The sequence below is a fragment of the Collinsella sp. BA40 genome, from assembly GCF_008014645.1.
Classification (GTDB): Bacteria; Actinomycetota; Coriobacteriia; order Coriobacteriales; family Coriobacteriaceae; genus Collinsella.
This window is the reverse complement of sequence record NZ_VOWY01000012.1, coordinates 37,227-51,387: the sequence shown is the minus strand read 5'-3', so window position 1 is coordinate 51,387 and position 14,161 is coordinate 37,227. Positions and strand designations below refer to the sequence as shown.

10 protein-coding genes are annotated in these 14,161 nt (G+C 65.7%); 4 read left to right on the top strand and 6 right to left on the bottom strand.

Translation table 11 applies throughout. The annotated features are described in order from the left end of the window. Window positions 1–60 precede the first annotated feature (60 nt). Window positions 61–477: a rhodanese-like domain-containing protein gene (locus E4J93_RS05975; protein WP_147588557.1), complete on the top strand. Its 417-nt coding sequence runs from the start codon at window positions 61–63 to the stop codon at window positions 475–477. Window positions 478–739: 262 nt separating this feature from the next. Next, window positions 740–1,594: a tetratricopeptide repeat protein gene (locus E4J93_RS05970; RefSeq protein WP_147588556.1), complete on the top strand. Its 855-nt coding sequence runs from the start codon at window positions 740–742 to the stop codon at window positions 1,592–1,594. A 187-nt stretch (window positions 1,595–1,781) separates the two neighbouring features. On the opposite strand, the gene E4J93_RS05965 is transcribed toward E4J93_RS05970, so the two are convergent. The 5 genes from E4J93_RS05965 to E4J93_RS05945 form a co-directional block, all read right to left on the bottom strand. Beyond that, entirely contained in the window at window positions 1,782–2,981 is a 1,200-nt protein-coding gene (locus E4J93_RS05965; protein WP_147588555.1) for an RtcB family protein, read from the bottom strand. Between the two features lie 176 nt (window positions 2,982–3,157). Further along, on the bottom strand, window positions 3,158–4,090 hold the full coding sequence (locus E4J93_RS05960; RefSeq protein WP_187231629.1) for an RNA ligase family protein: 933 nt from the start codon (window positions 4,088–4,090) through the stop codon (window positions 3,158–3,160). A 190-nt stretch (window positions 4,091–4,280) separates the two neighbouring features. Beyond that, a complete protein-coding gene (gene rlmH / locus E4J93_RS05955) occupies window positions 4,281–4,751 on the bottom strand; it encodes a 23S rRNA (pseudouridine(1915)-N(3))-methyltransferase RlmH (RefSeq protein WP_147588553.1) in 471 nt (156 codons plus the stop codon). 152 nt (window positions 4,752–4,903) lie between these two features. Next, on the bottom strand, window positions 4,904–5,782 hold the full coding sequence (locus tag E4J93_RS05950; protein WP_147588552.1) for a hypothetical protein: 879 nt from the start codon (window positions 5,780–5,782) through the stop codon (window positions 4,904–4,906). A gap of 77 nt (window positions 5,783–5,859) precedes the next feature. Continuing rightward, window positions 5,860–6,894 carry a DNA alkylation repair protein gene (locus tag E4J93_RS05945; protein ID WP_147588551.1) on the bottom strand — a complete coding sequence of 345 codons (1,035 nt, stop codon included), beginning with the start codon at window positions 6,892–6,894 and terminating at the stop codon, window positions 5,860–5,862. Between the two features lie 431 nt (window positions 6,895–7,325). Here E4J93_RS05945 and E4J93_RS05940 point away from each other — a divergent pair, with 431 nt between their 5' ends. Together E4J93_RS05940 and E4J93_RS05935 are read left to right on the top strand one after the other, a co-directional pair. After that, window positions 7,326–10,844, top strand: coding sequence for an alpha-L-fucosidase (locus E4J93_RS05940; protein WP_187231628.1), 3,519 nt, complete (start codon window positions 7,326–7,328; stop codon window positions 10,842–10,844). 1,039 nt (window positions 10,845–11,883) lie between these two features. Further along, window positions 11,884–13,002, top strand: coding sequence for an aminotransferase (locus tag E4J93_RS05935; RefSeq protein ID WP_147588549.1), 1,119 nt, complete (start codon window positions 11,884–11,886; stop codon window positions 13,000–13,002). A 249-nt stretch (window positions 13,003–13,251) separates the two neighbouring features. On the opposite strand, the gene E4J93_RS05930 is transcribed toward E4J93_RS05935, so the two are convergent. Further along, window positions 13,252–14,061: a tRNA (N6-threonylcarbamoyladenosine(37)-N6)-methyltransferase TrmO gene (locus tag E4J93_RS05930; protein WP_147588548.1), complete on the bottom strand. Its 810-nt coding sequence runs from the start codon at window positions 14,059–14,061 to the stop codon at window positions 13,252–13,254. Window positions 14,062–14,161 lie beyond the last annotated feature (100 nt).

Below are 14,161 nucleotides of genomic sequence, written 5' to 3'. Positions count from 1 at the left end.
ACGAGGATACCGTGCGTTGATATCCTAACCCCCGAACCACCATCTTCCAGAAAGGCCATCATGAACCGTCGCCCCCTCATCCTCGCAGTCCTCGTTGGCCCGCTCGCCGCCATCCCGCTTGCCGGGTGCTCGAACGAACCGGGGCCGGCCGCCGCAAGCACCGACGCATCGACTTACGAACAAGTCGATGCGAAGCGCGCGAAGGAGCTCATGGATACCGAAGAAGGCTACGTGATTCTCGACGTGCGCACCCAGGCCGAATACGACGGCGGCCACATCCCCGGCGCCGTCGTGCTGCCGCACGACGCGGTGACCGAAAACGCCGCGCGCACATTGCCCGACAAGGACCAGCTCATCCTGGTGTACTGCCGCAGCGGTAACCGCAGCAAACAGGCCTCGCAGGCCCTCGCCGACCTCGGCTACACCAACGTGGTCGAATTCGGCGGCATCAACGACTGGCCGTACGAAGTCGAATAGCAGCGATGCCGCCGGGCACATGCGCCCGGCGGCATCTAACGCCCTCCTCTACCCGCCCTCCCCGCCGGCAAGTACATTCTTCGACTCGACAGCGCATGCCAGGCAACGGCCCGCATCTCCTGCGAACCCGCCGCGCGCCGGGGCGTCCCTTCACCCGTCCACCCCGATGGACAGCAGGCTCGACATACAGGGGTAAACTGCAAGCATAGTCAGCTTGCCCGCCTCGGAGTCCGCGCGGGCAAGCGCAACGGAAGGAGACGCCATGGAATGCAAAAAGCTCACCGCACAAGAGATCGAGCGCTGGAGCGAGCTCATCGCAGACTCCTACGATACCTCTCCCCTGCATGACCGCATCGACCTCCCCGAGTGGAATACCATCTACCTGGCCTTCGTCAACGCCATGGAAGAAGACTTCGACGAGATGTGCGAAAGCTTCTTCGGCAACCCGCCGGCATACGAGCGTCTTAAGAACGACCCCCTGCTGCGCGAATTCATCATGCGCGTGTACGAACACGGCGTGGCCTGCGGGCACGCCGGCTGCTGCTGCAACCTTGCGAACTTCTACCTCGACGCGCCGAACGTCGGGTCGCCCGAAGACTACGCCATCGCTATCGATCTCTACGAACTCGGCAAGGCCCGCGGGGATGCGCAGTCGGCCATCAACCTCGGCTACATGTACTACTACGGTCGCGGCACGAATCGCGATTACGCCCGCGCGTACGAATGCTATGCCTTCGGCGCCCTTATGGCGAATAACCCCGAGGGCTACTGGAAGCTCGGCGACCTCTACGCCAGCGGCAGGGGCGTGCGCAAAAGCGAGTTCACCGCCTGGTGCATGTACGTCAACGCGTACAAGCATGCCGGCGAGCCGCCCCTCACGGCGCGCGCCGCGCACCACATGGCCGACTACCTCCTGCACGGCATCGAGGGCAGGCTCGAACCCAACCCCGAGGCCGCGCTCTCGCTGTACACCGAAGCCGAGCTTGGCTACTACACGCTCATCGACGACGGCCTCACCTACTACGGCCGCCAGCTCGAGCAGGCAATCGAAGGCCAGCGGGCTGCGCGCATCGCCGTGCAGGAGCACCATCGCCGCATCCGCGCCGGCGAGGAATAAGGGGCGGGGTCACGTGCCTGAATTCCCGGCGATTTCTAAAACCATCCATCTAGAGCATCCGGAGCCGTTGGGCTTGCTTCGAACGCTCTGGGCTTCATACTAAACAGAGCGAAGGCCGCAGCGGTGAAATCGCCGACACAGCATGCCGGAAAACCACTGTCCTGCGGCCGCCTTATCAAACCCCGTATTACATGGCCTTGAAGTTGAACACGGGCTTGAGGATGTCGACGACCTCGACCGTCTCGTCCAGGTTGCCCAGGATATCGTCGATCGACTTGTACGCCATGGGCGCCTCGTCGAGCGTGCGCTCGCTTACGCAGGTGGTGTAGACGCCCTTCATCTGGCGTGCGAATTCCGACACGCTCAGTCGCTCGCGAGCGGCCGTGCGCGACATCAGGCGGCCCGCCCCGTGGGGCGCGCTCTCATTCCACTCGGCGTTGCCGAGGCCGCGCGCCAAGATGCTGCCGTCGCGCATGTTGATGGGAATGAGCACCAGCTCGCCGGCATGCGCGGCGATCGCGCCCTTGCGCAGCACCATCTCGTCCACATCGATGTAATTGTGGACGGTGTGGAACGCGCTGGCAGCCTCGCGGCCCAAGCCCGAAAGGATGATCTCGGCCATCACCTCTCGATTGCGCGCGGCATACGCCTGGCATACAGCGACATCGTGCAGGTAATCGTCCACATACGAACCGTAGAGCCAGCAGAGGTCCTCCGGCGCATCGGGCTCGCGAGCGCTCCATGCCAGCTCTTTCAGCGCCTCGTGGATCTCGGAGCGGCGGCCCTGGGCCTTGTACTCGGCGATGAGAGCGTCCCTGCGCTCGAAGTACTCCTCCTTACCCTGGTGCAGCTCGATTGCCAGCCGTTGGTAATACGTGGCGATCTGCGTGCCCAGGTTGCGGCTTCCGCTATGGATGACCAGATACTGGGTACCGTCCGGCGCAACATCCACCTCGATGAAATGATTGCCGCCGCCCAGCGTACCCAGGCTCCTATGGATGCGCTTCACATCCTTGAGCTGGCGGTATGCACGCAGCTGCTCGAGGTCGAACTTCTCCTTGCGGCAGTCCCATACGCGCGCGCCATACGGGATGTGGTGGCACACGTCGTCGAGCCGGGCCAGATCGAGCGGATCGGCGCCCAGCTCGACCACGTACATACCGCACCCGATATCGACGCCCACGATGTTGGGCACGATCTTATCGGTCACGTGCATCGTGGTGCCGATGGTGCAGCCCTTTCCCGCATGGACGTCCGGCATGATGCGCACATGGGCGCCCTGCGCGAAAGGCTGGTCGCACATCGCGCGCACCTGCTCGATTGCCTCGTCCTCGATAACGCTCGCAAACGCGACGGCGGTCTCATATGATCCCGATATTTCCAACATCCTGCATGCAACTCCTTTACGTCATAGCGCGAACAAGTCGCGCCCGCACCAGGTGCGGACAGGTCGCAACCCGCATCGGGCAACCAGCCCACGGCGTTCCGATCCCGTCCGCACCACGCGGCGGGCAGCCGTCCTATGCAAGCCGACGGCCGCCATCGCCGCACCGCAGCTTCACGTTAGCCGCAGTGTTCGCTCACGTAGTCTGCAACGCGAGCATTGCACGCACCCGAGAGCTGTCCGAAATTCACCGTAGGCTTCTTATATTTCTTGACCCAGTTGGCGCATTCGTCGAGCAGGTCTCGCCAACACATGCTCTGCAGCATGCCCACCATCTTGCGGCTCGTCGTGTCGAACGCATCCACCGAGCAAGCACGGCATACCTTCGCCACGCTCTTCGCCATCTCGGCATCGGTCATGTAATGCAGCACGATCTCGCGCTCCACATCGATCGACTCGCGCGACAGCTTGCGCTGGCACTTGAACTCGTCGAGCACGATCTTGCCGTACGCCTGACGCCCATATGCGTTGCGCCAACCGGGAGCCTTGCACACGATGCCCTCTCCGACCACGCCCGTTCCCTCGAGCAGGAAATCATTCTCCTTGCCGATGCGCACCACGTCGTCGACCGTTGGATGGTCGAGGACCGCCAGCACTCGAACGAACCAACGCTCCAACCCGGCCTTCGCAAGCATCGGGCGCCAGCACGCATCGGGCAGGTACTCGTCGAGCTTCCTGTCGAACACATCGAAGATCACGAGCGTGTCCAAAGCGCGCGCATCATAGCCCTTGAACGCACCGGTGAAGACGCGTTGCCCCATCCACTCTCCGAACACCACCAGATTGGGGCGCCCTTCGCAAAACGCCATCAAGCGATCGCGCTCCTCGCCAGGCGTCGCGCACCAGGCGCAGAACCCCGCGTTGTCCGCATCGAGGTCAAGTACGTTATTGCGCGATGCGCAGGCAAGGCGATGCGCGTCGCCGTCCCACCAGACGCTGCCGTTCGATCCATCCACCTTTGCGGTCACATAGATGCCATTGTTCTCCAGCAAGCCAGCGCACTCATCGGAATCGAGGCGTTCAACATGGATATAGCGCTTAAACGAACTCATGGCTTCCCCTTCTCCTTGCGATGCGATCATGGTAGGTCGGAAAAGGCGAAAGGGAGTACCGCGCAGTGGACAGTTAACGAAACGCGCAGCCGAGCAACGTCGGGAAAAGCCGGCCGCATCCTCGCGCGCCCACCTGAACGCGACGCACGACCGCGCGCAACGGCAAACGCGCTTCGCAGCGCCCCGCCGCCTACTTATGATACGGCTCGCCGCGCATGATCTTGAAGGCTCGGTAGACCTGCTCGAGCAGCACCACGCGCGCGAGGTTGTGCGGCAGCGTGATGCGCCCGAACGACAGGCGCTCGTCGGCGCGGGCGCGCACGTCCTGCGATACCCCGCACGATCCGCCGATAACGAACGTGATGTTGCTCGTGCCGCGCGTCATCAGCCCATCGAGGCGCTCGGCGATCTCTTCGCTCGAGCGCTCCGTACCTCCGATGTCCAACAGGATGACATGCGAGCGCTCGGGGATCGCCGCCAGCACGCCCTTGCCTTCCAGCGCACGCGCGCTGTCCTCGCCGCCGAACTTCGCCGGATCGCGATCGGGTACCTCGACGAGCTTCACCGTTGCGAACGCCTGCAAGCGCTTGGCGTACTCCGCGCACGCATCCGTCCAAAAGCGCTCCTTGAGCTTGCCCACGGCGACAACGGTGATCTTCATAACGCCCTCCCTCACCAGCACCGCGCACACGGCGGCGCATCTTTGCATCTCGACAGTGTATACCAGACACGAACGACGGGGCGAGACGGCAATCCGCCGCCTCGCCCCGTCGGGTAGCTGTATGCAAAACGCAGCCGTAAGGCTACCGAACCCTACTCCTCGACCAGCGAGTCGTAGAGCTCCTTGGCGGAGTCGTCGCCCGTCAGGCCATACAGGCGCAGGGCGCACTCGCGGGCCGTGGGCAGATCACCGTTCTCGCGCGCGATGGCGACCGAGGTGGCAAGCGCCTGCAGCGCGGCCTCATTGGGACCAAGCGGCAGGTGATGCTCCTGCAGCGTGCGGACCACGGTCTCGCGATCCATGTCGGTGAAGTCCTGCCCGCGCTCGGTCTTGAGGTACTCGAGCTCCGACGTCACCGCCGGCGACTGCTCGAACGCGGTGCTGAACAGCAGCTCGGCCGCCGCCAGCTCATACTCCTCGCGCTCCACCGCGCAGAAGCTCTTGGCGCGATACCAGCGCGCCAGCGCCAGCGGGTCGGCGCACACCACGTACGCGCGGTCGATCCAAGCGTCGGCCTGGTCGAACCGGCCCATCTTCTTGAAGGCCTCGGAGGTCTCGAAGTACAGATGCGGCTGCACGGGATTCCACGCGAGCGCGCGCTGCAGCCAGGTGGCAGCCTCCTCGTAGCGGCCCTCGGCGTGCAGGGCAAACGCGCAGAGCGCGTAGGTGTGCACGAACGGAAGGAGCGTCGGCTTGAGCTCGCGCTCGGGCTTCATCGTATCGACCAGCAGCACCTGCTCGACGATGTTATCCAGGTCGAAGTACGTCGGCTGGGCCTCGTCGTCCTCGACCGCGTCCTTCCCGACCTCGAACAGCTGCTCGCACAACGGCAGCAGCAGCTCGACGGCCGCCTTGGCATCGCCCCTCGACAGGCAGCGCTCGGCCTCGGCCATCGCTCGCGGCGCGGGCGCATCGCCATCGGTCAACTGCTGGCGCGCAGCCTCCATGATCTTCTCGAAATCCTCGTTCACCATTGTTTCCTTTCCCTATCGCGACGCCCGCGCACCCCCGGAGCCGCTACTCGACTCCCCATGCGCCCGCGCCGCCCCTATCGACACGTTCGGAGATGGTCTTTCAAATCGGGCGCGATGCGCCTGCTTTCCACCGCCTTCTGGATAGCCCGCCTGCGCGTCCACTCGTCCAGCAGCGCCGCCTCGCCGCGAGCCTCGAGATACGGCAACGCCGTCTCCCGTTGCTTGGCCAGCGCCTCGGCGAAATACCATGCGCGCATCATGTCGACGTAATACGCGTCCGATTCCGCCTCCGGCCGCACGGGGGCCTCGGGCATGCGCGCGTCGGCGACCATCTGCAAGAATCGCGGCTCGAAGCGCTCATCCAAAAACAACCGCATCAGCACGCCGATACCAAACCGTGTGGTATAGCACCTGCCCGACGCGAGCCACCACGATACCCGTTCCAACGTACGCGACGGATCGGCAGCCAACACGCGCACCGGCAGCTGGTCGCAGGTCGCCCAGTTGTCCACGTGCGGCAAGAACCGCTCGTACAGCGGCAGGGCGGCATCGTAGTCGCTCATCCGCCCCAGCATAAACGCATGTACCTGGTTCTCTTCGAACAACCGATGCGGCAGCGCACGCAGAAACGTCGGCGCATCATCGCGGCAGGCGGCCTCCTTCGCGATCGCGCGTACAGCCGGCGTGCGCACGCCAACCAAACGCCCTGCATCCACCGTGGGGACGAGCGGCGCCATGAAGGCCCGGTACGAGGGATCGGCTTCCTGGGAAAGCCTGCGGCAGACGAACTCGACGGCGTCTTCGCCGCCGAAACCGGGCAAGAAGCGCTCGAGCACGCACTCGAGGGGCTCCGCGGCGGCCGCAGCGAGCAGCGCCTCCTTGGCTTCGCGCGACAGGCGCTTGAAGAGCGCTTCGGCGCGCATCGCCCGCGCTTTCGAATAGAAGCGCGCCGAAGCCAGCAGGCGCACCGGTCCATGGGCACGCGTGTACCGCGCGCCCCGTCCCGCGGCATGCGCCGCCACGCGCGCGTCGACGTCGGTGGTATAGCCCGTGTAATAGCTGCCATCGCCGCATTCGAGCACATACATATAGTGCGCGAACCGCTCCATGCACACCCCTTCCGCTCCGCTTCGACGATAGCGCCCAGCCGTCGGGCGCTCCCCGGCCGGACGCGCCCCGCAAACGCAGGTGCCGGGGCGAAGTCCATCGCCCGCGCCCGTCCGATACCCTCACCAGTGTATCAGCCGCACTGGAGCGCCACCGTGACCACCGCGGACCCCGCCAGCCGAGAACAGGCCGCTCGCGCCCGCTCGAAGGCGTTTCCCACGCGAGGCGGCATCGCTCGATGCGTTTTACACGAAAGGACCCGCTGCAAAAACAACCCACCATCCAGGTTAGAATTCAACGCGCCCACCGACCGCCTGTAACAGTTCGGTACCCCCTCAATCACAATGCTGCTCTATGCGCGGAACCATCGTCTACTGGCGCCCGCGCACATCAAGCCCCTGTCGGTTATCCGACAGCAACGGATGGGAGGAACATGCACCGTAGCAACCTTGCGCGACTCGCCGTCATGGCCGGACTCTGCTCGTCGCTCGCGCTGCCCGTAGCCGCTTATGCAGAAACATGGGTTGGCGATAGCCAGCTCGGCGGCACCGTCGCCACGGCCCCGGAGCAAGACGCCGTAAAGCCCAACGGCGGCCAGTACAAGTACGCCAAAGAAGAGCTGGCGGCATTCTGCCACTTCGGACCCAACACGTTCTCGGGCGTGGAATGGGGCACCGACTACGGCAAGGGCAGGCCGACGGCTACCGAATACATGAACCGCCTGACCTCGTTCGATGCGGACGGCTACGTCAAGATGATCAAGGAGGCAGGCTTCAAGCGGCTGATCGTCACCGCCAAGCACCACGACGGCTTCTGCATCTGGGACAGCCCGTCCACCGACTACGACATGGGCAGCACCACGTCCAAGATCGACATCCTGGCCGAGCTCTCCGCCGCCTGCTCGAAGTACGACGTCGACATGGGCCTCTACCTCTCCCCCTGGGATATCCACGAGCCCACCTATGGCAACAAGGACGGCAACAAGGATAACTACAACGCCTTCTACGACGGCCAGCTCCGCGAGATCCTGGGCAACCAGAAGTACGGCAACAAGGGCAAGTTCGTCGAGGTTTGGATGGACGGCGCCAAGGGCACGGGCGCGGACGCCCAGGATTACGATTTCGAACGCTTCGCCAAGACCATCAAGGAGCTCGAGGGCAACGACTGCGTCCTCTTCCAATGCGGCAAGCAGTCCGAGGTGCGCTGGGTCGGCAACGAGAACGGCCTTGCCGGCGACACCGCCTGGAACCGCGTGAAGATGAACGCCAACTGGAACCCCAGCTCCGCCGAGGTGCCGTGGGATAAGAACATCCAGCAGGACTCCAGCGTCGGCGCCGAGGTAAGCGTGGGCGCGCCCGACGGCGAGCAGTGGATCATGCCCGAGGCGGACGCCCGCATCACCGCCGGCTGGTTCTGGCACGACAACATGAAGACCCCCAAGTCCCTCGTCGAGCTCAGCAACATGTACTTCAACTCGGTCGGCCATGGCGCACCGTTGCTCCTCAACGTTCCGCCCAACGACAAGGGCACGGTCGACGACGAGATCAAGCAGCGCACGCTCGACTTCGGCTCCAACGTGGCCCAGACCTTCGCCGACGACCTCACGCGCACGGGCGAAGGCCGCGAAGCCGCCACCGCCAAGGCCACCAGCGTCTGGGAGGACGCGGCCGCGTACGGGCCGGGCAAGGTTCTCGACGGCAAGGACGATACCTTCTGGAGCGCCAAGTCCGCGGAGGGTACGCAGTCGCTGCTCATCGAGTTCCCCGAGGCCCGCACGCTCAACGTCGTCTCCTTCGAGGAGGCCATCCAGAACGGCCAGCGCATCAAGAGCTTCACCGTCTCCTACAAGGACGCCTCCGGCACCTGGAACGAGTACGGCAAGGGCGGCACCGTGGGCTCCAAGCGCCTCGTGCGCGGCGCGCTCGTGAACGCGACCGCCATCAAGATCGACCTCGTAACCCTCGATGGCAAGATCGCGCAGATCTCCGAGGTCGGCGCCTACAGGACCTCCAAGGCGTTCGAGAAGCCCACGCCCATCCCCGAGGGCATGCTCACCATCGACAACACGAAGATGACCACCTCGAGCGGCTGGAACCAAGAGAAGAAGGCCGACTTCATCGAGGGCACCAGCATGTGGACCGGCAACGCCGGCGCCACCGCCACGTTCAGCTTCGACGGCACCAAGTTCATGCTGCTGGGCACCCTCGACCCCAACCACGGCAAGGCCAAGATCACCATCGATAACGGCCAGCCCATCGAGATCGACACCCGCTCCGCCAAGCGCGTGACGAGCGCCGTGCTCTACGCCTCCGACACCCTTGCAGCCGGCCGGCACACCGTGAAGATCGAGGTCGTGGGCGGCGACAAGGGCGCCATCGGCCTGGATGCGGCGGCCGTGCTCAACAACAACGGCGCCGGCATGCTGGACTTCGACGTCGCCCAGGTGACGATGGACGAGGACTCCACCTATAAGCTCGGCATCACCCGCACCGGCGGCGCCACCGGCCGCGCCGAGGTCGCCGTGAACTTCGAGCCGGGCTCCGCGGTACAGGGCGATTTCTACACCGAGTCCCAGCGCGTCGTGTTCGAGGACGGCGAGACCCACAAGACGGTCGATGTCCGCACCAAGCGCGTCACCGACTCCAGCACCATCGGAAACGGCCAGTTCTACGTGACGATGTCCGCCGTCTCCCCGGCCGGCCTGGTTATCGGCTCCAACGACGACGTGACCGTGACCATCAAGGACCGCGAGACCAACTACACGCTCGAGAAGCTGAAGGAGGCCGTCAAGGCCGCCGAAGCGCTCGCACCCAACGCCGGCCAGTACACCGCCGAGACCGTGAGCGCCTTCAACAAGGCACTCGTGTCCGCCCGCGGCGTCGCCGCGCAGCAAGCCCCCGGCGCCGACAGCGTCTTCGAAGCCATGAAGGCGCTCGAGTCCGCCCAGGCGGGTCTCAAGGCCCGCACGGCCTACACCGAGTCCGAGCCCTTCGCGTTCCCCAGCATCGTGGGCGCAACGTCCACCATCGAATTCGAGCTCGGCCAGCTGAAGAACGACCCCGCCGGCGACGGCGAATGGCCCATGGAGGTCCAGGAGCGCGCAGACGCCAGCATGGGCAAGCTCGTGAACTCGGTCGGCGAGAAGGACACCGCCTCCATCCCGTTTACCGCCGAGCGCGCGGGCACCTACCGCGCCGTCCTGCGCTACATGAGCGGCTCGTCCTCGAACAAGGTCGTATGGGCCGACGCCGATGCAGACGATCCGATCGTGGCGGCAGGCGAAAGCGCCGCCGGCCACACCAACGGCGAGGAGTACAAGACCGTCGAGTTCACCTTCACCGTGAAGAAGCCCGGCGCGTCCACGCTCGTCTTCACCGGCCCCGCCGAGAAGTCACCGCGCCTGGACAAGCTTGATATCTCGCTGAAATCCGACGGCCTCACCAGCTTCGGCGCCGTGGGCAGCGCCGGCATGGGCGGAACCATCGCGCCCGAGGGCTTCGTGGCCCTGAAGGACGGCAAGGCCTCCTTCACCGTGACCCCCGACGAGGGCTACCGCATCGCATCGGTCACCAAGGGCGGCCAGGCCGTCGAGGTCGCCGATGCCGAGAAGCCCCTGCAGGTCGAGGTGACCGCCGAGGACGCCGCGGCGGCAGATGTCCCGGTCGAAGCGCTGTTCGAGAAGGTTTCCGCGCCCGCTCCCGAGCCGGAGCCGGAGCCCCAGCCGCAGCCCGGCCCGCAGCCGCAGCCCGACCCGCAGCCGCAGCCGCAGCCCCAGCCCCAGCCGCAGCCCGACCCGCAGCCGCAGCCCGACAAGAAGCCGGGCAGCAGCAAGCCCGGCACCGGCGGCCAGATCCCGCAGACCGGCGACATCGCCTCGGTCGCCGCGCCCCTCTCGCTGGGCGCAACCGCGCTCCTGGGCGCCGCCGCGGCCCTGAGGCGCAAGAAGCGCTAACGGCCCGTTCGCTTCGGGAGACGCACAGCATATACGCTGCCCAAAAGGTGGAAGACGCAGGTTCGTCTTCCACCTTTTCCTTTACCGAAGGGCGACGCGCACGCACCCTTGCCGTCAGGAATCCGCGCGCCCGGGCGCCCGACGCGAGATTTCTCCCGCCAAGGCATCCGGCCGAATCGCCGCCGTCAGGAATCTTCACGAGACACGGGCCGTCGCCAGATTCCTCCCGATGGGGATTCCACTCGATTGCCACCGTCAGGAAAACTCGCAAGATTCCCGCGCGCACCGGATTCCTCCCGATAGGGATTTCAACCAGACCGCTGGTGTCAGGAATCTGCACGCGATGCGGCTGAGCGCCGTTTCCCTTCCGCCAGGGTTTTCGACCCCAACCCTATCGTCAGGAAAACTCTCAAGATGGCCACCCATGCCGGATTTCTCCCGCCAGGCATCCGGCCGAATCGCTGCCGTCAGGAATCCGCGGGGATGGACGGCTTGCGGCGCGAAGCTCCCGCTAGCGGAGAGGCGCCGCGCTTTTCTGACGGCAGGAGGCCCCGCACGGCCCCGCACGCGTCGGAAAAGCGCGCGCGGGCGCCCCGGGCGTCAGGAATCCGCGCGCCCGGGCGCCCGGTGCGAGATTTCCCCCGCCAAGGCATCCGGCCGAATCGCCGCCGTCAGGATTCTTCACGAAACACGGTCCGTCGCCAGATTCCTCCCGATGGGGATTTCCACTCGATCGCTGCCGCTAGGAAAACGCACGCACGCCTACCGTTTGCCAGGTGCTCGTAGCGCCTGGCGTTGGCAACGGGCATCATGGTCTCGACTAGATACCCTTCACCCGGCCGCGCCCGCAGCCGCAGCTGCCCGCAGCCGACCCGCTGCCGCAGCCGCCCGCATCCTCAGCTGCCCGCACCCGCAGCTGACCCGCTGCCGTGCGAACCCAGTCCGCAGCCGCAGCGCCCGCAGCCGCCCGCAGCCGCGCGCGCCCGGCCCGCGTCGTGCACCCGAACCCCGTCACCCGCCCAATGCCAAAGGAGGCACCATGAACATCAAGACCATCGGCGTCGAAGACTGGCTCAACGTGCACGAGAAGAGCGCCACCGTGGACATCGCGCAGTCGACCATCGCGTCGCTCACGCAGGATGAGATCCTCTCGCTCGACGATGGCGACCCAGCCGCCTTCTACGAGCAATTCGGACGCGAGAAGATGAACTACGGCTGGATCGAGGGCTCGCCCGCCTTCAAGGAGCGCGTTGCGGGCCTTTACCGGACCGTTCATCCCGACAACGTGCTGCAAACCAACGGTGCCACGGGCGCGAACCTCCTGGCGGTCATGGCCCTCGTCCAACCCGGCGACCATGTAGTGGCCGAATACCCTACCTACCAGCCGCTTTACGAGCTGCCGCGCGCATTGGGCGCACAGGTCGACTACTGGCAGATCCACGAGGAGCTCGACTGGAACCCCGATATCGACGAGCTTCGCGCGCTCGTAACGCCGCACACCGCGCTCATCTGCATCAACAACGCCAGCAATCCCACGGGCACGGTGCTGCCGCGAGAAACGCTCGAGCAGATCGCCGAAATCGCTGACAGCGTAGGCGCCTACGTCCTCTCCGACGAAGTGTACCTGCCGCTGGACGACACGTGCGATTACACCTCGATGGCCGACCTCTACGACCGCGCCGTGGTCACCAACTCGTTGTCGAAAACGTACTCGGTCCCCGGCATCCGCATGGGATGGACCGCTTCGAACGCCGAAGTCGCCGATAAGATCCGCGTCCTGCGCGACTACACGCTCATCTGCGGCGGCGTGTTCAACGACGCCATGGCCGTGCACGTGCTCGACCACCGCGACCGCATCCTCGCGCGCAACCAGCGCATCATTGCCGAGAACCGCGCCATCGTGGAAGCCTGGCTCGCCGGCGAACCGCATGCGAGCTGGGTGGCGCCGCGCGGCGTCTCCACCTCGTACCTGCGCTTGGACATCCCCGTGGACGACGAGGCGTTCTGCCTCGACCTCCTTGAGCGATTCGGCGTGCTGCTGGTGCCGGGCAGTCGCTTCGAGCTGCCCCGCGGCGCGCGGCTGGGCTACTGCGCGCCCAAGGAGACGCTGCACCGCGGCCTCGAGCTGCTCTCCCAAGCCCTTCGGCAGTTCGACTGATTCTCTGGCCGGACACCTCAGATTAGGGACAGGCACTTTTCTGAGAGACGCGCTCGAGCAGTGCTCAGATTAGGGACAGGCACCTTTCTGAGACATCTCGCCACCGTGCGAACGGCACCGATCGGGAGGGCGCGTCTGTGGCCGCCACAATGTACGCGCTCCGCCTCGCGGGCCCCGGCATCCTCTCGGAAAAGTGTCTGTCCCTAATCTGAGGCCGACGGCTCGCCGGTCTCGGAAAAGTGCCTGTCCCTAATCTGAGGTGGGCTCGATGCCCCGCACCTGGAGCGCGTCGCCGTCGACCGTGAAGGACACGTCGAGACCCGCGTACGCCAGATGGTACACGCGCGATGGCTCATGCTTGCTGCCGGCGCGACGCGGGTCCTGACGCAGCACCTCGACCAGTCCGGGCAGCTTCTCCGCCGGCACGCGCCGCTGCAGCTCGGTCGCGAAATCGACCGCGAGCTCGCGCCAGGGCGCGGCGTCGATCCAGCCGCCTGTGGCATCGGGATGGCAGTCGGCAAAGGGAATGTAGGGCTTGATGTCGAAGACGGGCGTGCCGTCGCGCAGGTCGGCGCCGAGCACGTGGATGACGGGACCCGCCTCCCCCATCTCTATATGATCGATCTTCACGCAGGTCAACCCTATTGGATTGGGCCGAAAGGGACTGCGCGTGGCAAAAACGCCGCGCCGTTCGGCACCGCCCAGCCGCGGCGGGCGCACCGTAGGCGACCAGGCGCGCGCCGCATCAGGACCGGAGGACGTGCCGCATCCCACCGACGCGCCGGCAGGCGAAACGGCACCGCCCGCACCGTGCCCGGTCGCCGCCGAGCGCGCATCCGACGCGACGTCCGCCGCCGTTCCGCCGGGCGCGCCGTTTTCGAACTGCCACAGCAACCACAGGTGCGTGAACTCCTCGAGCCCCGCCACCGCCGCCGGCAACGCGAACTCCGGCTCGAACACGATGCGCCCCTGCAGGTGCGGCGCCAAGAAGCTATTGCGCGGAATGCCGAACTTCTGCGGAAGATCGGTCAGTATATGCGCAATCGCCCTCATATCCATCTTGCTATCACCTTTCGATTCAGCACCGTTTCACCGATCGGGCTCCGTGAGGCCCGTCGATGCATGCGGGCGTTGGCCGGCGCGAAAAGCACCACCGTGC